The organism is Variovorax sp. P1_G12 (genome assembly GCF_056405555.1).
The window spans coordinates 156289-173266 of the sequence record NZ_JBFUBW010000005.1 but is presented as its reverse complement, the minus strand read 5'-3'; the positions used below and the strand labels follow the sequence as shown (position 1 = coordinate 173266).

18 protein-coding genes are annotated in these 16978 nt (G+C 68.9%); 7 read left to right on the top strand and 11 right to left on the bottom strand.

The features are described from left to right. Positions 1-52: 52 nt before the first annotated feature. The 3 genes from AC1D2O_RS07845 to AC1D2O_RS07835 form a co-directional block, all read right to left on the bottom strand. Positions 53-604 (bottom strand): flavodoxin family protein, encoded by a 552-nt coding sequence (locus AC1D2O_RS07845; protein WP_478093278.1) that lies wholly within the window; start codon positions 602-604, stop codon positions 53-55. Positions 605-692: 88 nt separating this feature from the next. Continuing rightward, a complete protein-coding gene (locus AC1D2O_RS07840; RefSeq protein ID WP_478156656.1) occupies positions 693-1133 on the bottom strand; it encodes a DoxX family protein in 441 nt (146 codons plus the stop codon). Positions 1134-1168: 35 nt separating this feature from the next. Then, positions 1169-1870 carry a pirin family protein gene (locus tag AC1D2O_RS07835; protein WP_478094694.1) on the bottom strand — a complete coding sequence of 234 codons (702 nt, stop codon included), beginning with the start codon at positions 1868-1870 and terminating at the stop codon, positions 1169-1171. Between the two features lie 145 nt (positions 1871-2015). On the opposite strand from AC1D2O_RS07835, the gene AC1D2O_RS07830 reads away from it, so the two are divergent. From AC1D2O_RS07830 to trmB, 4 genes are all read left to right on the top strand, one after another. Beyond that, positions 2016-2969, top strand: coding sequence for a LysR family transcriptional regulator (locus AC1D2O_RS07830; protein ID WP_478156654.1), 954 nt, complete (start codon positions 2016-2018; stop codon positions 2967-2969). 90 nt (positions 2970-3059) lie between these two features. After that, positions 3060-4130, top strand: coding sequence for an NAD(P)/FAD-dependent oxidoreductase (locus tag AC1D2O_RS07825; protein ID WP_478090584.1), 1071 nt, complete (start codon positions 3060-3062; stop codon positions 4128-4130). A 193-nt stretch (positions 4131-4323) separates the two neighbouring features. Continuing rightward, positions 4324-5238 (top strand): tRNA glutamyl-Q(34) synthetase GluQRS, encoded by a 915-nt coding sequence (gluQRS, locus tag AC1D2O_RS07820; protein WP_478090583.1) that lies wholly within the window; start codon positions 4324-4326, stop codon positions 5236-5238. Then, positions 5196-5987 carry a tRNA (guanosine(46)-N7)-methyltransferase TrmB gene (gene trmB, locus AC1D2O_RS07815; protein ID WP_478090582.1) on the top strand — a complete coding sequence of 264 codons (792 nt, stop codon included), beginning with the start codon at positions 5196-5198 and terminating at the stop codon, positions 5985-5987. Before gluQRS ends, trmB begins: the two co-directional genes overlap by 43 nt. 207 nt (positions 5988-6194) lie before the next feature. Here the strand turns inward: trmB and AC1D2O_RS07810 are convergent, their stop codons facing one another. Then, on the bottom strand, positions 6195-6632 hold the full coding sequence (locus tag AC1D2O_RS07810; protein WP_478090581.1) for a hypothetical protein: 438 nt from the start codon (positions 6630-6632) through the stop codon (positions 6195-6197). Positions 6633-6858: 226 nt separating this feature from the next. On the opposite strand from AC1D2O_RS07810, the gene AC1D2O_RS07805 reads away from it, so the two are divergent. The 3 genes from AC1D2O_RS07805 to AC1D2O_RS07795 all read left to right on the top strand — a co-directional run bounded on the left by AC1D2O_RS07805 (position 6859) and on the right by AC1D2O_RS07795 (position 9620). Next, positions 6859-8028 (top strand): ABC transporter substrate-binding protein, encoded by a 1170-nt coding sequence (locus AC1D2O_RS07805; protein ID WP_478090580.1) that lies wholly within the window; start codon positions 6859-6861, stop codon positions 8026-8028. 207 nt (positions 8029-8235) lie between these two features. Further along, positions 8236-8829 (top strand): HD domain-containing protein, encoded by a 594-nt coding sequence (locus AC1D2O_RS07800; protein WP_478090579.1) that lies wholly within the window; start codon positions 8236-8238, stop codon positions 8827-8829. 23 nt (positions 8830-8852) lie between these two features. Continuing rightward, positions 8853-9620 (top strand): class II aldolase/adducin family protein, encoded by a 768-nt coding sequence (locus AC1D2O_RS07795; protein ID WP_478090578.1) that lies wholly within the window; start codon positions 8853-8855, stop codon positions 9618-9620. On the opposite strand, the gene AC1D2O_RS07790 is transcribed toward AC1D2O_RS07795, so the two are convergent. The 7 genes from AC1D2O_RS07790 to AC1D2O_RS07760 form a co-directional block, all read right to left on the bottom strand. Then, on the bottom strand, positions 9588-10889 hold the full coding sequence (locus tag AC1D2O_RS07790; protein WP_478090577.1) for an MFS transporter: 1302 nt from the start codon (positions 10887-10889) through the stop codon (positions 9588-9590). The genes AC1D2O_RS07795 and AC1D2O_RS07790 overlap by 33 nt on opposite strands. 176 nt (positions 10890-11065) lie before the next feature. Continuing rightward, positions 11066-12034 (bottom strand): PDR/VanB family oxidoreductase, encoded by a 969-nt coding sequence (locus AC1D2O_RS07785; RefSeq protein ID WP_478090576.1) that lies wholly within the window; start codon positions 12032-12034, stop codon positions 11066-11068. A gap of 100 nt (positions 12035-12134) precedes the next feature. Next, entirely contained in the window at positions 12135-13157 is a 1023-nt protein-coding gene (locus AC1D2O_RS07780; RefSeq protein WP_478090575.1) for a Rieske 2Fe-2S domain-containing protein, read from the bottom strand. A gap of 23 nt (positions 13158-13180) precedes the next feature. Then, a complete protein-coding gene (locus AC1D2O_RS07775; RefSeq protein ID WP_478090574.1) occupies positions 13181-13399 on the bottom strand; it encodes a recombinase-like helix-turn-helix domain-containing protein in 219 nt (72 codons plus the stop codon). Between the two features lie 84 nt (positions 13400-13483). Continuing rightward, positions 13484-14482 carry a Bug family tripartite tricarboxylate transporter substrate binding protein gene (locus AC1D2O_RS07770; RefSeq protein ID WP_478156652.1) on the bottom strand — a complete coding sequence of 333 codons (999 nt, stop codon included), beginning with the start codon at positions 14480-14482 and terminating at the stop codon, positions 13484-13486. An 11-nt stretch (positions 14483-14493) separates the two neighbouring features. Then, on the bottom strand, positions 14494-15465 hold the full coding sequence (locus tag AC1D2O_RS07765; protein ID WP_478091658.1) for a VOC family protein: 972 nt from the start codon (positions 15463-15465) through the stop codon (positions 14494-14496). Between the two features lie 19 nt (positions 15466-15484). Beyond that, positions 15485-16963, bottom strand: coding sequence for an aldehyde dehydrogenase (locus tag AC1D2O_RS07760; RefSeq protein WP_478091657.1), 1479 nt, complete (start codon positions 16961-16963; stop codon positions 15485-15487). Between the last annotated feature and the right edge of the window lie 15 nt (positions 16964-16978).

The window sequence follows — 16978 nt, the reverse complement described above, 5'->3', positions numbered from 1 at the left end:
CGCTGGTATCGCCCCCTCGAGGGGGCGGCGCCGCAGGCGCTGCGGGGGTGTTTCATCGCTTTGATCTTGCCACCACGGCCACGCGTTCGCCAAATGCGATCGCGGTGTCGAGGTCGCCCCGTGCCATCTCGGCCGGGCTCGCATCGGAGGGCGAGGTGGTCAGCAGGCCGTTGTAGCCGCCGACGTAGTTGATCGAGTCGCGCCGGGCCGCCTTGCTGTTGGCCGGCATGATGCCGAGGCTGACCCAGAGGCCGCTGTGCTGCATGGCCAGGTGCCACAGGTAGGTCAGCGTGGCGTCCTTGTCGCCGTTCATGGCGGCGCTGTTGCTGAAGCCCGCGAAGAGCTTGTTCTTCCAGCCCTGGACGTACCAGACCTTGGAAGAGGCGTCCGCGAATTTCTTGAACTGCCAGCTCGGGCCACCCATGTAGGTGGGCGCGCCCATGATGATCGCGTCCGCCGCCGCCAGCAGCTCCCAGCCATGGGCCGGAAGATTGCCATCGGCGTCGATCGCGAGCAAATGGGCTCCCGCGCCGTCGGCCACCGCCTGCGCGACGCGCTGCGTGTGGCCGTAGCCCGAATGAAAAACGACAGCGATGTCGGCCATGAACTTTTCCTAGTCAACGCAAAAAGCGCATCCTAAGCCCGCGGCCGACGCCGCCCCGGCACGACGTGCCGGCCAACCTGGGGGCGAGCTACTTCTTGTCGATGCTGAAACGGCCGGCGCCGAGCGCGGCGATCGCGAGCAGGCCACCGGCGATCGCGATGTTCTTGAAGAACATCAGCTGGTTGATGTACGCCTTGTCGGCGGGCATGGCCCAGAAGTTGTGGAAGAACACGGCCGTCGCGACCGTGAACACGGCCAGCACGATCGACACGATGCGCGTCTTGTAGCCGACCAGCAGCAACAGGCCGAGACCCAGCTCGACGACGATCGCGATGACTGCGCCGAGTTGCGGCAACGGCAGGCCGACTGCGCCGATGTAGCCGACGATGCCGGCAAAGCCGCCGATCTTGGCGAAGCCGGCGGGCACGAAGAGCAATGCGATCAGCACGCGGCCGAGCAGCGCGAGCGAGTCTTGGGCGGCGCCGGTGGTGGCCGGAGCGGCGTACGGAGATGCGGTGGTGGTGGACATGGGATGGACTCCTCTAGGTTGAAAAAAAGTGAACTTCAGGCGGCAAGATCGAACACGAGCACTTCAGCATCCTTGGCGGCGCCGAGGGTCAGCCGGCTTTCGCCTTCGAGCAAGGCCGCATCACCCGTAGCGAGCTTCGTGCCATTGGCCTCGAGTTCGCCGCGCACGAGATGCACGTAGCTCTTGCGCTTCGGGTCCAGCGCCAGGCTGGCTTGTTCGTCGCCGTCGAGCAGGCCCGCGAACAGCCGCGCATCCGCATGCACCAGCACCGAACCGTCGGCGCCGTCGGGCGATGCGACGAGGCGCAGCTTGCCGCGCTTCTCCTCGGCCGCGAAGGTCTTCTGCTCGTACCCCGGCGCGATGCCGCGCACGTTGGGCTCGATCCAGATCTGCAGGAAGTGCGTGGTCTGGTCGGCCTTGTGGTTGAACTCGCTGTGCATCACGCCGCGGCCCGCGCTCATGCGCTGGACGTCGCCGGGCGGGATCGATTCCACGTTGCCCATGCTGTCCTTGTGCGCCAGTTCGCCCGACAGCACGTAGCTGATGATTTCCATGTCCTTGTGGCCGTGCGTGCCGAAGCCGGCACCGGCGGCGACCCGGTCCTCGTTGATCACGCGCAGGTTGCCGAAGCCCATGTGGGCCGGATCGTAGTAACCCGCAAAGGAGAAACTGTGAAAGGAACGCAGCCAGCCGTGGTCGGCATAGCCTCGTTCCTGGGATTTACGGACTTGCAACATCGTCGAACTCCTGCCCTCTCGTGGAGGGCGCTTCGAATGCCGCGCCCTGTGCGCGGCGGATGTGTGGAACTTTAGGCCCCGCGCCCCGGCCTCAAGACGTTCTGCTTTGATGGCATCATTCAATTTTTTTGAATGATCGACCGCCATGCCTACTGCCCGTGACGTGCTGACGCCCGACGCGTTCGCGATGCTGCAGACCGTGGCCAGCACGGGCAGCTTCGCCGCCGCGGCCCGCTCGCTCAACCTGGTGCCCAGCGCGCTGAGCTATCGGGTCCGCCTGATCGAGGATGCGCTCGACGTGCTGCTGTTCGACCGCAGCGGGCGCCAGGCACGGGTCACCGAAGCCGGGGTGGAGCTGCTGCGCGAATCGGCCCGGCTGCTGAGCGAGATCGACGCGGTCGCCAACCGGGTCAAGCGCATCGCGACCGGCTGGGAGCCGATGCTCACGATCGCGGTGGACAGCGTGATCGCGCGCGATCCGCTGCTCGATCTGGTGAACGCGTTCTTCGCCCTCGATCCTCCGACGCGGCTCAAGCTGCGCGACGAGACGCTGCTGGGCACCCTCGAGGCGCTGACCAGCGGCGAAGCCGATCTGGCCGTGGGCGCGGTGCTCGACGCCGCCAACCTGGCCTTCACGGCCACGGGGATCCGCAGCCGCCCGCTGGGCGAGCTGCGCTTCGTCTACGCAGTGGCGCCGCACCATCCGCTGGCGCGACTCCCCGAGCCGCTCAGCGATGCGGTGCTGCGCCAGCATCGCGCCGTGGCCGCAGCCGACTCGGCGCGGTCCGGCCCGGGCATGACGGTCAACCTGGTTGGCGGGCAGGACGTGCTCACGGTGCCGACCATGCAGGCCAAGCTGGCAGCCCAGTTGCACGGATTGGGCGGCGGCTTCCTGCCCGAACCCATGGCACGGCCGTACATCGAGGCCGGGCACCTGGTCGAACGCCGCACCGGGCGCGTGCCGCCGGTCGCCACCATGCACTGCGCCTGGCGCGTGCGCAGCGCCGGCAGCCCGGGGCGCGCGATGCAGTGGTGGCTCGAGCGCTTCGAGCATGAGGGAACGCGTCTCGCGTTGCTGGAGCGCCACCGCGGCCGCTAGGGCCTGTTCAGGCCCTAGCCGGCGTGGCGGCCGGCGCGCCCGCCAACCCGGTTAGAGTCACATGGCCCGCCACCCGACAAAGAGACTGCCATGACCATCCGACCCGCCGCCGACCGCCACCGATCCACCGCCACTCGCCACTACGCCGTCGTCGGCGCGGGCATCGCCGGCGTGGCTTGTGCCCGCACGCTGGTGCAGGCCGGTCACCAGGTGACCGTGTTCGAACGTGAAGCCACCGCCGGCGGCCGCATGGCCAGCGAGGCCACGCCCTTCGGCCGCTTCGACAGCGGCGCGCAGTACTTCACCGTGCGCGACCCGCGTTTCGCGCGCGTGCTGGAAACCACCCCGAAGATCTGCAAGCCCTGGAGCGCCAACCTGGTGCGCGTGCTCGACGCCCATGGCCGCGTCGCCGAGGCCGCCCGGCCCTCCCGCGAGCCCCATTTCGTGGCCCAGCCCGGCATGGACGCCCTGGTCGCCCATTGGGCGGCGCCGCTGGGCGACGCGCTGCTGACGCGCACCCAGGTGACGCAGATCGAGCGCGATGCGCTGGACGCCAAGCGCTGGCAGTTGCGCACCGCCGGCGTCGACGATTCGCAGCGTGTCTATTCGGGCTTCGATGCCGTGCTGATGGCGGTGCCGCCGGCGCGCACGCGCGCCCTGCTCGGCGACGGCCGGCTGTCCGCCGAATTGAGCCGCCGGATCGAGCCGGTTCGCATCGCGCCCTGCTGGACACTGATGATCGCCTTCCCTCAGGCCAACCAGCCCACGCTGTCGCACCTCGGCCCCCAATGGAACGCCGCCCGCAGCACGCACCATCGGGTGGCCTGGCTCGCGCGCGAGTCGTCGAAGCCCGGCCGCGATCCGATCGAGCGCTGGACGCTGCAGGCCAGCGCCGCCTGGTCGCACGAGCACCTGCGCGACGACGCCGCGCGCGTCAGGGCCAAGCTGTTGCGCGCCTTCGCCGAGATCACCGGCATCCGGGCCGAGCCTGCGCATGCCGAGGCCCGCTGCTGGGCCGAGGCGCAGACTCAGGTGCCGGCAGGCAAGCCGCACCTGTGGGACGCCAAGGCTCGCCTCGGCGTCGCCGGCGACTGGTGCACCGGGCACCGGGTCGAGGACGCCTTCCTCTCGGGCCTGACGCTGGCGCTCAAAGCCGCTTGAAATGAAACACCCCCGAAGCGCCTGCGGCGCTGCCCCCTCAAGGGGGCGATACCAGCGGCCCGGCGAAGCCGGTTCCGCGGTATCCCTGGCATCGGGCTGCGCCGGTTTCATGCGTCGTGGGTCGCTGCTCCCCCGAGGAGGGCGCAGCCGCCTTGGGCGGCCCGGCGGTGTCTGAACTGCCTGTCGCGGGGTCATGACCCGAATCGGCCGTTTCGCGCCTTCTCCGACCGGGCCGCTGCATGCCGGCTCGCTGGTCGCGGCGCTCGCGAGCTGGCTCGACGTCCGCGCCCGCGGTCCCCAGGCGCGCTGGCTGGTGCGCATCGAGGATGCCGACACCGAGCGCTGCCTTCCGGGCATGGGCGAACGGATCCTCGCGCAACTGGCCGCCTGCGGCCTGGTCCCGGACGCGCCGCCGGCCTGGCAGACCCGGCGCACCCCGCTCTACGCGAGCGCCCTCGACGACCTCAAGGCGGCGGGCTGGGCCTACCCCTGCAGTTGCACCCGCAAGGACATCGAACGGGCGCTGGCGGCGCGCGGCATGGCGCATGCGCGCCACGGCGAGCGCGTCTACCCCGGCACCTGCCGCGAGGGCCTGCACGGCAAGCCGGCGCGCGCCTGGCGCTTCGCCGCTGTGAAGTTCGAGGCCGCCCAGAGGTCCGGACAGCTGCAGTGGGACGACCGCCGGCTCGGCCGTCAACAGCAGGCCGTCGGCCGCGAGGTCGGCGACTTCGTGCTCCGGCGCGCCGACGGCCCGTGGGCCTACCAACTGGCGGTGGTGGTCGACGACGCCGACCAGGGCGTGACCGACGTGGTGCGCGGAGAGGACCTGGCGGACAACACGGCACGCCAGATCCTGCTGCAGCGGGCGCTCGGACTGCCGACGCCGAGCTACCTGCACACGCCGCTGGTGCTGGGCGCCGACGGCGACAAGCTGTCCAAGCAGAACGGTGCGGCAGCGCTCGCGCTGGCCACCCCCGTCGACGCGCTGGCCGCGCTGCAGGCCGCGGCGCAGGTGCTTGGTCTCGGGCCGACCGGCGCTGCCACCGCGGGCGAAGCGCTCGCGCAATGGGTGGCCCATTGGCGCGATCTCTACAATCCGCCGCCGTGACCCCAAGCTCTACCACCGACCTCCCCCACGACCCGCCGGCCGATCCGCCCGCGGGCGACAAACCCACCGGCGAGGCGCATCCGCTGCATCGCCGCCTGAAGAGCTTCGTCAAGCGCGGCGGTCGCACCACCGACGGCCAGGCGCGCGCCTACGAGCAGTTCGGACCGCAGTTCCTGCTGCCCTACCGCGCCGAGCCGCTCGATTTCGACGCCGCCTTCGGCCGCCAGGCGCCGACCGTGCTCGAGATCGGCTTCGGCATGGGCGAGGCGACCGCGCACATCGCGGCGCTGATGCCCGAGAAGAACTTCCTGTGCTGCGAAGTGCACGAGCCCGGCGTCGGCGCGCTGCTCAAGCGCATCGGCGAACAGCAGCTGCAGAACATCCGCATCTGCGCCCACGATGCGGTCGACGTCCTCGATCACATGCTGCCGCCGGGTTCGCTGGCGGGCGTGCACGTGTTCTTTCCGGACCCGTGGCACAAGACCCGGCACAACAAGCGCCGCCTGATCCAGCCGCCCTTCGTGCGCAAGCTGGCCGACCGGCTGGCGCCCGGCGGCTACCTGCACTGCGCCACCGACTGGCAGCCCTACGCCGAGCAGATGCTCGAGGTGCTGTCGGCCGAGCCGATGTTGCGCAACAGCGCCGCGGGCTATGCGCCCAAGCCGGACTACCGGCCGCTGACCAAGTTCGAGAACCGCGGCCTCAAGCTGGGCCACGGGGTGTGGGACGTGGTGTTCCTACGCACCTGACTGGCCCCCACGCTCCCCCACTTCGTGTGGGTCGCTGCCCCCCGAGGGGGCCGCAGGCCGCCTTGGGGCGGCCCGGCGCCGGCCTGGATGGCCCCCACGCTCCCCCACTTCGTGTGGGTCGCTGCCCCCCGAGGGGGAGTCAGCAGGCCGCCCGTCAGCGCGAAGCGCGGACTTCGCCGCGCTGGCGGCCCGGCGTCGGCCTGGCGCTCAATGCGCCAGCGTGGGCAGGTCGTCGGCTTGTCCCGGCGCGCGCCTCTGCGCCTGCGGCAGGTTCTGCTGGGCCGCCATGACGAGCGCCGCCCGCAAGGCCGTGCGGCTGGCGATCTTGGTATGCGTGATCAGTGCCTGCCACTCGCGCTCGAGTTCGTGATCGATCCGGTCGCCGCAGCGGTTCAGCAGCGCCTGGCTGACGTCGACCAGAGCCGCGGCCGAGCTCAGGCAGATGTTGGCCGCGGTCTGGGCGGCGCTGGCGCTGAATCGCTGCGCCTCGGTCTGCGCAGCGGTCCGCAGAGCCTCCAGCGGCAGGTTGGCGGTCGGGCCCAGGTAGACGGGGCCTTCGAGTTCGCTGTCGGCGTGGGCGAGCACCTTCTCGATGGCGACCAGCGCGCTTTCCAACAAGGCGATTTCGGTTGACGTGTGCTTCATTTCATCCAGCAGGGACTATTCCGGGTCAGCCAGGATTTGACAGCGGAAGCCGCTTTTACGCTGTGCAAAATGCCACAACCCATATACAAAAGTTAACAAATCTGGTCGCAGCCCAGCGACGTCGGGCCCCTCATTGCCACGACCTCGGCGCGTAACGTGACTTAGTACCTTCGTCTGAGGCATCGAAATCGCTACATTTTTTGTTAGTTGTAGCGAAAGGCTTCCGATGACTCTCACTCGCAGGACCTGGATGGCGAAGACCGGCGCAGCGCTGCTGCTGGGCGGCAGCGGACTGGCCGCCACCCGGCCCGGCCACGCCCAAGGGGTGGCACGCGCCCCCGCGGCGCGCACCGTGATCCTCGGTCAATCGGTGCCCCTGACCGGCGCGGCCAGCGAGATCGGGCTGGCTTTCGCGGCCGGCTGCCGGCTTTACGCGACCGAGTTCAACGAGAGCAGCGCCGCCAGCGGTCTCCAGCTGAAGCTGGTGCAGTTGGACGACGGCTACGACGCCGGCCGCGCCGCCGCCAATGCGCGCACCCTCCTGGGCACGAACAAGGCAGACATGCTGTTCGGCTTCGTCGGCACCGCCAGCAGCGAAGCCGGGGCGGCGGTCGCGGCGCAACAGGGCAGCGTGCTGTTCGCCCCCTTCGCCGCGGCGGACAACCTGCGCGGCGCCGCCTACCCCAACGTGTTCCACGTCCGGCCCAGCATGGCGGACGAGGCCTTCAAGATCGTGCGCCAGTGCGCCACGGTCGGGCAAAACCGCATCGCACTGATCGGCGACGACGATGCGATGGGCCGCGCCGGCCTGGCGTCGGTGCAGCAGGCGATGTCCGAACTCAAGCTGGCGCCGCTGGTGGCGACCGCGCTGGTGCCGCCGGCGAGCGACAAGGTGGATGCGGCGCTCGCGGCGGTGCAGAAGCAGTCGCCGCAGGCCATCGTGCTGGTGTCGCTGTCGGCCACGACGGCCGACGTGATCCGCCGGCTGCGCAAGAGCGGCTATGCCGGCAGCTTCACCGCATTCTCGATCGTCGGCATCGATCCGCTCTACGCGGAGCTCGGCAAGGACATCGGCGGCATCGTGATCTCGCAGGTCGTGCCCTCGCCGCGCCCGTCGGCGATCCCGATCGTCAAGGAGTATCTCGCCGCGGTCGAGAACTCGGACCAGACCCCCTCGTACGAAGGCCTCGAGGGCTTCATCGCCACCAAGGCCGCCGCCGAGGCGGTGCGCCGGGCCGGCAAGGGCTTCACGCCCGCCGCGCTGCAGCGCGTGATGACCGGCATGTCGGACTACGACGTCGGCGGTTTCCGCATCAACCTGCGCCCGGGCCTGCGAGACCCGGGGCGCGCCATCGACCTGATCAGCATCACGAAGGAAGGGCGGGTGCTGCGCTGAGCGGGGTTGCCCCTAGCTCGTGCTTCCCAAGCGCCATCGCGCCGCGGCGCAGGTGGATCAACTCAGCCGCCGTGAGCAGGCTGGGGCATTCGGCGCGGATTCGGGTTCGGGTTCGGGGGTTTACCAGAGCGCCCCATTGTCTTGTTTTTGACAGTTGAGCGCCCACGCGAGGTCTACAGTGGGCCGCCAATCCCACGGAGACCACCGATGAATGCAAGAGCGACCTTCGTCCGCATGCAGGACAGCACCCAGCAGGACTGGCAACTGATCGGCAGCGAATTCATGCAGTTCGCACAGGGCCTGCCCGAGCGCGTGATCAAGCACCTGCAGATCCTCGAAGGCGACTACGGCGGTTTTCCGATCGACCGCTACAGCCATTCGCTGCAGACCGCGACGCGCGCGCTGCGCGACGGCCGCGACGAGGAGTACGTGATGTGCGCATTGCTGCACGACATCGGCGACACGCTCGGCACGATGAACCATCCGGACATCGCGGCGGCGATCCTCAAGCCCTTCGTGAGCGACGAGAACCACTGGATGGTGGCGCACCACGGCATCTTCCAGGGGCACTATTTCTTCCATCACATCGGGCTGGACCGCGACCTGCGCGAGAACTTCCGCAGCCATCCGTGCTTCGATCGCACGGCCGAGTTCTGCGAGCTCTACGACAACCCGGCCTTCGACCCGAAGGCCGAGACCTTGCCGATCGGCGAATTCGAGCCGATGCTCAGGCGCCTGATGGCGCAGCCGCGGCAGAGCATCTACAAGGCCGCGAAGCAGCCCGCGCCGACCACCGCCTGAATCCCTTTTTCCAGGAGAACCCCATGAACGCCACCGCGCCCAGCGACATCCAGAAACTCGTCAGCCCCGAAGAATGGCAGTTGCGCGTCGACCTCGCGGCCTGCTACCGCCTGGTCGCACTCTACGGCTGGAGCGACCTCGTCTTCACGCACATCAGCGCCCGCGTGCCCGGCCCGGAACACCATTTCCTGATCAACCCGTACGGCCTGATGTTCGACGAGATCACGGCCTCGAGCCTGATCAAGGTCGACCAGGACTGCAACAAGGTGATCGACTCGCCCTACCCGGTGAACCCGGCCGGCTTCGTGATCCACAGCGCGGTCCATGCGGCGCGCGAAGACGTGCAGTGCGTGCTGCACACCCACACGCGCGCCGGCATCGCGGTCAGCGCGCAAAAGAACGGCGTGCTGCCGATCAGCCAGCAGTCGACCTTCGTGCTGGCCTCGCTGGCCTATCACGACTACGAAGGCGTGGCCTTCCGCGACGACGAGAAGCCGCGGCTGCAGGCCGACATGGGTCGCGCCAACTTCCTGATGCTGCGCAACCACGGCCTGCTGACCGTCGGCAAGACCGTGGCCGACGCCTTCCTCAGCATGTACACCTTCGAAAACACCTGCCAGATCCAGATCGCGGCGCAGTCCGGCGGCGGCGAGCTCACGCAGGTCGATCCGCGCATCGTCGACGGCGTGGGCCAGGCGATGAAGGTGCAGACCGGCGGCCTCGGCGGGGCCTTCGTCTGGCCCTCGCTGATCCGCAAGCTAGACCGCGTCGACGGCAGCTACAGGGACTGAGCCCATTAGCCTGCGCTCGCGCCACCACAGCACAAAGCCGCAGGCGAACACCACCAGCTGGGTCCCGATCAAGAGCGCGAAGCCGGCGAAGAAACCATGCGCCGCGCCGCCCGAAGCGCCGGGGCCGGCCGACACCGCGCTGATCACGCCGCCCATCAGCGCCGGCATGAAGCCCGCGACCAGGCTGCCGGTGCCGTTGACGACGCCGAAGGCGCTGGCCACATGCTCGGGCCGGGCGCAGTACTGCACGGTGCTCGGAATCGCCGGGCTCTGCAGGCCCCAGCAGAAATTGGCCGCAATCAGGCAGTAGGCCGCCGCGTAGGGGTCGTGCACGTTGATCGCCATCAGCACCGACAGCGCCACGCCCGCGCTCGCGGCCATGAAGATGAAGGGCACGCGCTGGCGCTCGATCCTGTCGATGAGGATGCCGCCCAGCAGCACCGCGAGCACCGTGGCGTACTGCGGCAGCGAGGCGAGCCAGCCCATCTCCTTGAGCGAGAAGCCGCGCACCTCCTTGAGGTAGGCCGGCAGCCAGTTGCTGCTGCCCCAGAGGTAGGCCAGCGTGGCCGAGGTCAGCACCGTGATCAGCACCAGGTAGCGCGTGTGCAATGCGCCCTTGACGATCTCGCCGACCCGGCCCATGGCGTCGCCGAAGGACTTGGGCTTCGCCAGACCGGCATAGGCCGCGGGCATCTTCACGAAGGCGAGCACCAGCGGGATGCCCAGCACGATGTTCAGCACCCCGAGCGCATGGAAGGACATCTGCCAGTCGAAGCTGACCAGCAGAAAGCCGATCAACGGATAGCCGAGCGCCAGTCCGAGGCCGGTGCCCATGTTGACGAAGGAGTTCGGCTTGCCGTTCTCGTGGCTCTCGAAATGCGCCTTGATGTAGGACGAAGCCAGCGAGAACAGCGGCCCTTCGGACACGCCGAGCAGAATCCGCGACGCCAGCAGCATGCCGTAGCCGTTGAACCACGGCGTGATGAAGGTGACCACGCCCCACAGCACCAGCCCGAGGATCAGGCTCCTGCGGACCCCGAACAGCGCCGCGCAGAACGGCGTCAGCACGAAAGCCGAGACGCCGTAGCCGACCATGAAGGCCGTGGCCAGCAGGCCCTGGCTGACGCGGTCGCCTGGTGCGATGCCGATGTGGTGCAGGAACGAGGCATCGGTGATCAGCACCGCGATGTTGATCCGGTCGACATAGGAGATGGCGACGATCACGAACAGCGTGATGACGCCGTACCAACGGAATGCTCTGGGGTGCATGGCTCTGTGTTCCTGTGGGGGGTAAAGGGGGGCACGGCCCCCGCCGCCGGGGCTAGACGACGTCGAACATGGTCACGCTCGATGGCGCGCGGGCCCAGGATGTGGCTGCGTATGCGGCCATGGCCCCAAGAGCTCTCTTCATGTCTTCCGCTCCCCGTCGATGAGTCTTCCTGACCTCAGATGTCGAGCACCAGCGGGCCGCGCTTGCAGCCCGAGACGCAGATCATCATGGTCTTGTTCGATGCCCGTTCCAGCTTGGTCAGGATGCCGTCGTGGTGGTCGATCTCGCCGTCGAGCACCTTGGTTTCGCAGGCGCCGCAGACGCCTTCCTTGCAGCTGTGGTCAGGGTTCAGGCCGGCGTCGATCAGGCTGTCCAGGATCGACTTGCCGGGCGGCACCTCGACCGTCTTGCCGCTCTTCGCGCACTCGACCATGTAGCTCTGGGTCGTGCTCGGCGCTTCGACGTGCAAGGCCGCGAAGCGTTCGATGTGGGCGTTCGGGTAGCCCAGCTGCTCGCAGGTCTTCTCGAAGCCGTCGAGCATCGGCGTCGGGCCGCAGCAGTAGTAGTGGCTGTCGTTTCCCTTGCCGCCGAGCAGCGCCGCGAGATCGGGCGGGCCGCCCTGCTCTTCGTCGAAATGCCAGGTCAGCGGGATCGACTTCTCGGCCGCCAGGGCCGCAATGGCCTCGCAGAAGGCGGACTCCTTGCGCGAGCGCGCGCAATAGATCAGCTCGACCGGCTGGCCGATGGCCGCGAGCCGCTGGAGCATGCACCAGATCGGCGTCACGCCGATGCCGCCCGCCACCAGTACCGAGCGGCCGGCGCTCTCTTCGAGCTTGAAGTTGTTGCGTGGGTGCGAGATCGGCAGCGTCATGCCGACGCGCAGCTGCTGGTGCACGTAGCGCGACCCGCCGCGGCTCTTGCGGTCGTTCAGCACGCCGACGACGTAGCGCTGGCGGTCGCTGGCCGGGTTGCACAGCGAGTAGCTGCGCACCAGCCCGTTGGGCAGGTGCAGGTCGATGTGGGAGCCGGCCTCGAAGGCGGGGAAGTCCACCGCCGGCGTGGCCGGGCGGAACTCGACGCTCACGATGCCGTCCGCTTCGTAGCGCATCGTGTGCACCAGGGCGTTCAGCGTGGGGGAAGACATGGCGGAACCTCGAAGAAAGGTTGTCAGTAGGCGGTGCGCAGGTCGACGTCGAGCCGCGCGAAGGCGATGCGCCGCAGCGCCGTGGCGGCCGGCGCGGTCATCAGGCGGACGTGCCTTCGAGCTGCTGCTGTGCCAGCCCGCGCATGTGGCGGCGCAGGCGCACGATGCCGAGGTCGTGCTGATAGAGCTGCTCGTGCTGGTTGGCGTCGGGCTCCATGTTCTCGATCAGCACGCGATCCTGTTCGAGCACGTGCCAGTGGCGCGCCTCGAGCCGGTTCTTGTAGAGGAAGCGCCAGGTGTCGCGCTCCCAGCCCACCGGCAGCTTGCGCACGCGCCAATGGAAGGCGCACGACAGCGTCGGCGAGATCGGCGTGTAGCTGCCGATGATGATGAAGTTGCCGCCCGGCCCGCCGGTCTTGGGGTACGGGATCTCGAGGCGCATCCAGTGCAGGCCGGTGTCGGCCCACTCGGTCCAGTCGAAGTTGACGTTGCGCTGGCCTTCCTTCTCGAACACGAAGCCGGTGTCGGTCGCGCGGATGCCGAACTTGGCGGTCGAGTCGCCTTCGGCCATCGAGTGCGACTGCTTGTGGAGGTAGGTGCCGTGCATCGGGTCCATCACGTTGTCCAGCACGTAGCGGTAGTCGCCCTTCCACTCGGCGTAGCAGAGGAAGCTGGAGTACTGCGCGTCGTCGGTCAGCTGTTCGGGCAGCACCAGCGGCGGCGGCGTCTCGACCGACTCCTTCGAGTTGTAGAGCCAGACGGCGCCGGCACGCTCCTCGACGTGGAAGAAGCGCGTGGACTGCGATCCCTCGAGCTTGCAGCCGGGGCTGCCCGGCACGCGAACGGCGACGCCGTCGCAGCGCACCTCGACCCCGTGGTAAGGGCAGGAAAGCCGGTCGCCCAGGATCACGCCCTGCGACAGCGGCGCGCCGCGGTGCGGGCAGCGGTCTTCCAGCGCGTGCAGCTTGCCGCCATGGTCGCGCCAGAACGCGAACTTGCGGCCCAGGCGGCGCAGCGAGACGGGCGATTCCTTGATGAAGCCCGAGGGGCAGATCGGATACCAGAGATCCTTCAGGCCGATCTCGAGCAGTTGATCGACCGGTTCAGCGTGGGGGGTGGTCATGATGGGTCCTTTCGAATGGGTGCTCAGGCGCCGAGCGTCGCCATCTCTTCGCGGTAGATGGCCTCGGTCCAGGCCTTGCCGCTGGGGCTGGCCAGGCCGCTGTCGTTGAGCCGCTCGACCAGGCCGGCGAGGTCATGGACGCCGGCCGCGAAGGCGCGCTCGATCGCATCGCCGAGCAGGTCCTCGTAGGTGGTGGGGGTGCGCTCGCGCGCCTGGTGGGGATCGAGATAACGGTCGGTCATGGTTCGCTCCATCGGTAGAAGAATGTGGTTCAAAAGTGGGCGCCGGAAGTCGATGCGGTGGTGGCCATGGGATCCCTCTCAGGCTTACTCGGCCACGATGTTCCGGGCCTTGATGATCTTTGCCCAGACCGCGGTCTCGTCGCGGATCGCGGCGGCGAATTCGGCCGGCTTCATCGATGCGTCGGTCATGCCCTGGGCCTTGAGGCGCTCGCGCACATCGGGTGCGGCGAGGATCTCGGCGGCGTCCCTGGCGAGCTGGTCGGCGACCGCGGGCGGCGTTCCGGCCGGTGCCAGCAGGCCGTACCAGGAGGTCACGTTCACGCCCTGGATGCCCTGCTCGGCGAGCGTCGGGATCTCGGGCGCGACCGGGCTGCGCTTGGCCTCGGTCACGCCGAGCGCGACCAGCTTGCCGCTCTTGATGAAGGGCAGCGTGGCCGGCAGGTTGCTGAACATCAGCGGCACCACGCCGCCGAGGACGTCGTTGAGCGCCGGCGCGGTGCCCTTGTAGGGGACGTGCAGCAGGTCGACACCGGCCTGCTGCTTGAACAGCTCGCCCGCCAGGTGCAGGCCGCTGCCCACGCCGGGCGACGCGTACGACAAGGTGCCGGGCCTGGCCTTGGCCTGGGCGACCACCTGCTTCGCGTCCTTGAAGCCGGATGCGGGGGCGGCCACCAGCACGTTGGGTGCGGTCGCGAGCATCGTCACCGGCACGAAGTCGCGCTCGATGCTGAACGGGAAGTTCGGCATCAGGGTCGGGTTGATCGTGAGGTTGCCGGCCGGCACCACCAGCAGCGTGTGGCCGTCGCCCTTGGCGCGCTTCACCTTGTCGATGCCGATGTTGCCGGCTGCGCCCGCGAGGTTCTCGACCACGGCCGGCTGGCCGTAGCGCTTCGCGAGTCCTTCGGAGAGCACCCGCGCCAGCGTGTCGACCGGGCCGCCCGGCGGGAACGGCGAGACGATCGTGAAGCGCTCGGCGGCCAGCTGCTTCTGGGCCTCGCTCTGCGCCTGCGCGGACGTGAGGGCCGCGAACGCCAGCAAGGCGGTGCCGAAAAGAAGGCGCGGAATGGAAGTGCGTCGTGTCATCGGGATTGCGCTCACTTCTTTTCGGTCAGGAAGGCCCCCTTGGGACCTTCGGCGTTCTTCTGCCGGCGCGTATGGCCGTCGAGGCCGCCATCGACCGCCCATTCGGCGAACACGGTCGGGCCCGGCTCGAACTCGCGCGGCTGCCATGCGGCCGTCAGCTGGTCCTCGTCGGCGTAGTACTCGATCAGGCCGCCGGCCGGGTTCTTGAAGTACCAGAAGTAGGCGGAGGAGACCGGATGGCGGCCCGGGCCGAGCTGCGTTTCCCAGCCGCGGCGCGAGAAATGCAGGCCGCCGCCGAACACCTCGTGGATGTCGCGCACGGTGAAGGCCACATGGTTGAGCCCGCGCTTGCCCGAGGGCAGCTGCAGCAGGAACAGGTCGTGGTGCCCGCCTTCCGCTGCGCAGCGCATGAAGGCGCCGCGGTTCGGGTAGCTGTCGGAAGAGACGAAGCCGAAACGGTCCGCATAGAAGGCACCGGTGGTCTTGACGTCGCCGACGAAGAACACCACGTGGCCGACCTCGATCGGCGTCGCGCGCTCGTACACCGGCGCCGGCCGGTCCACGCGCGGCTTGTCGTTCCAGGTGTTCATCGCGCCGCAGTCGATCTCGACCGCGTGCTTGCGGCTGACCTGCAGCCGCACGGCCAGGCCGTTCGGGTCGATGCAGCCGATGCGGCGCGCGCCGTCGACCGTCGCATCGACGAAGCCGGGGTCCTTGGCGATGGCCGCCGCGTAACGCTCGAGGTCGGCGTCGTTCTCGACGCCCCACACCACTTCGCGCAGGGTCGGGCCCTCTTCCATCGCCGGCGGCAGGCCCGGCTTGTCCAGGGCCGCGACGACCACCTTGCAGCCGTTGAGGCATTCGAAGACCAGTTCGTCGGCGGCCTCGGACTTCAGCGTGAGGCCCCAGTCCTGGAAGAACGTGCGGCAAGTGGCGAGGTCGTCCGCCGCATAGGTGATCTGGTCGATGCCCAATACGCTCATATCAAAATCTCCATCGCTGTCATAGGCCTGCCCAGGGCAGCGGTTGATCGTTGGTGCCCCAGTACATGCTCTTCTGCTCCATGTACTGGAAGATGCCCTCGCGGCCCTTCTCGCGGCCCAGGCCGCTGTCGCGCCAGCCGCCGAACGGGGTCGAGACCGAGAACTGCTTGTAGGTGTTGACCCAGACCGTGCCCGCCTGCACCGCGCGGCCGAGCCGCCAGGCGCGCTTGAAGTCGCGGCTCCAGACGCCCGCGGCCAGCGCGTAGACGCTGTCGTTGGCTTGCTTGATCAGTTCCTCTTCGTTGTCGAAGGGCATCGCGACCAGCACCGGGCCGAAGATCTCTTCCTGGCTGATGCGCGCGCTGTTGGTGAGGCCTTCGAGGATCGTCGGGGTGTAGAAGTAGCCGCGCTCCAGGCCGTCGCCGTGCGGCCGCACGCCGCCGGTGCGGATGCGCCCGCCCTCGGACACGCCGAGCTCCACGTAGCGCTCGATGCCCTCGCGGTGCTTGGCGGTGATCAGCGGCCCCATCTGCGTGCTCTCGGCGGCCGGGTCACCCACGCGCAGCGCGTTGGCGCCCTCGGCCAGGCGGGTCAGGAACTCGTCGTAGATCGACCGCGCGACGAACAGGCGCGAGCCCGCGATGCAGGATTCGCCCGAAGAGCTGAAGATGCCGTAGAGCACGCCATTGACCGCGTGGTCGAGGTCGGCGTCGTCGAGCACCATGGTCGGCGACTTGCCGCCGAGCTCGAGCGAGACCGGCATCATCTTGTCGGCCGCGATGTGCGCAATGTGCCGGCCCGTGGTGGTGCCGCCGGTGAAGGACACGCGCTTGACCAGCGGATGCTTGGTGATGGCGTCGCCGATCACCGAGCCCTTGCCCGGCAGCACGCTGACGATGCCCTTGGGCACGCCGGCCTCCTCGCAGATGCGGGCCAGCTCGAGCGCCATCAGGGGCGTCACCTCGGCCGGCTTGACCACCACCGCGTTGCCCGCGGCCAGCGCCGGCGCCAGCTTCTGCGCCTCGCTCGCGATCGGCGAATTCCACGGCGTGATCGCCGCCACCACGCCCATCGGCTCGTGCACGCTCATCGTGACGAAGGGGCCGCGCGACGGCGTGATGGTGTCTTCGAGCGTCTCGAGCGCAGCGGCGAAGAACTGGAAGGTGCCGGCGGCGCTGGCCACCAGGTTGCGGGTCTCGCTGATCGGCTTGCCGTTGTCCAGGCGCTGCTTCTGGGCCAGCACCTCGCCCTGCTCGCGGATCAGCTGCGCCACCCGGTGCAGCACCGTCGCGCGCTGGTGCGGCAGCATCTGCGCCCAGCCGCTGGTCAGGAAGGCGTGGTGCGCGCGCGTGATGGCTTCGTCGACGTCGGCCAGGCTCGCGGCCCTGAGGCGCGCGATCGGTTCGCCGGTGGCCGGATAGAGGCTCTCGTAGACGTCGCCGCCGCCCAGGCGCCAAACGCCTGCGATGTTGAGGGGAAGGAGTTCGGAAGAAATCATCGGGGTTCCCTGGTT

What these genes read in the sequence shown, in the direction of transcription:
- AC1D2O_RS07845 (WP_478093278.1), bottom strand. Translation starts at nt 604, where the DNA reads ATGGCCGACATCGCTGTCGTTTTTCATTCGGGCTACGGCCACACGCAG.
- AC1D2O_RS07840 (WP_478156656.1), bottom strand. Translation starts at nt 1,133, where the DNA reads ATGTCCACCACCACCGCATCTCCGTACGCCGCTCCGGCCACCACCGGC.
- AC1D2O_RS07835 (WP_478094694.1), bottom strand. Translation starts at nt 1,870, where the DNA reads ATGTTGCAAGTCCGTAAATCCCAGGAACGAGGCTATGCCGACCACGGC.
- AC1D2O_RS07830 (WP_478156654.1), top strand. Translation starts at nt 2,016, where the DNA reads ATGCCTACTGCCCGTGACGTGCTGACGCCCGACGCGTTCGCGATGCTG.
- AC1D2O_RS07825 (WP_478090584.1), top strand. Translation starts at nt 3,060, where the DNA reads ATGACCATCCGACCCGCCGCCGACCGCCACCGATCCACCGCCACTCGC.
- gluQRS (WP_478090583.1), top strand. Translation starts at nt 4,324, where the DNA reads ATGACCCGAATCGGCCGTTTCGCGCCTTCTCCGACCGGGCCGCTGCAT.
- trmB (WP_478090582.1), top strand. Translation starts at nt 5,196, where the DNA reads ATGGGTGGCCCATTGGCGCGATCTCTACAATCCGCCGCCGTGACCCCA.
- AC1D2O_RS07810 (WP_478090581.1), bottom strand. Translation starts at nt 6,632, where the DNA reads ATGAAGCACACGTCAACCGAAATCGCCTTGTTGGAAAGCGCGCTGGTC.
- AC1D2O_RS07805 (WP_478090580.1), top strand. Translation starts at nt 6,859, where the DNA reads ATGACTCTCACTCGCAGGACCTGGATGGCGAAGACCGGCGCAGCGCTG.
- AC1D2O_RS07800 (WP_478090579.1), top strand. Translation starts at nt 8,236, where the DNA reads ATGAATGCAAGAGCGACCTTCGTCCGCATGCAGGACAGCACCCAGCAG.
- AC1D2O_RS07795 (WP_478090578.1), top strand. Translation starts at nt 8,853, where the DNA reads ATGAACGCCACCGCGCCCAGCGACATCCAGAAACTCGTCAGCCCCGAA.
- AC1D2O_RS07790 (WP_478090577.1), bottom strand. Translation starts at nt 10,889, where the DNA reads ATGCACCCCAGAGCATTCCGTTGGTACGGCGTCATCACGCTGTTCGTG.
- AC1D2O_RS07785 (WP_478090576.1), bottom strand. Translation starts at nt 12,034, where the DNA reads ATGTCTTCCCCCACGCTGAACGCCCTGGTGCACACGATGCGCTACGAA.
- AC1D2O_RS07780 (WP_478090575.1), bottom strand. Translation starts at nt 13,157, where the DNA reads ATGACCACCCCCCACGCTGAACCGGTCGATCAACTGCTCGAGATCGGC.
- AC1D2O_RS07775 (WP_478090574.1), bottom strand. Translation starts at nt 13,399, where the DNA reads ATGACCGACCGTTATCTCGATCCCCACCAGGCGCGCGAGCGCACCCCC.
- AC1D2O_RS07770 (WP_478156652.1), bottom strand. Translation starts at nt 14,482, where the DNA reads ATGACACGACGCACTTCCATTCCGCGCCTTCTTTTCGGCACCGCCTTG.
- AC1D2O_RS07765 (WP_478091658.1), bottom strand. Translation starts at nt 15,465, where the DNA reads ATGAGCGTATTGGGCATCGACCAGATCACCTATGCGGCGGACGACCTC.
- AC1D2O_RS07760 (WP_478091657.1), bottom strand. Translation starts at nt 16,963, where the DNA reads ATGATTTCTTCCGAACTCCTTCCCCTCAACATCGCAGGCGTTTGGCGC.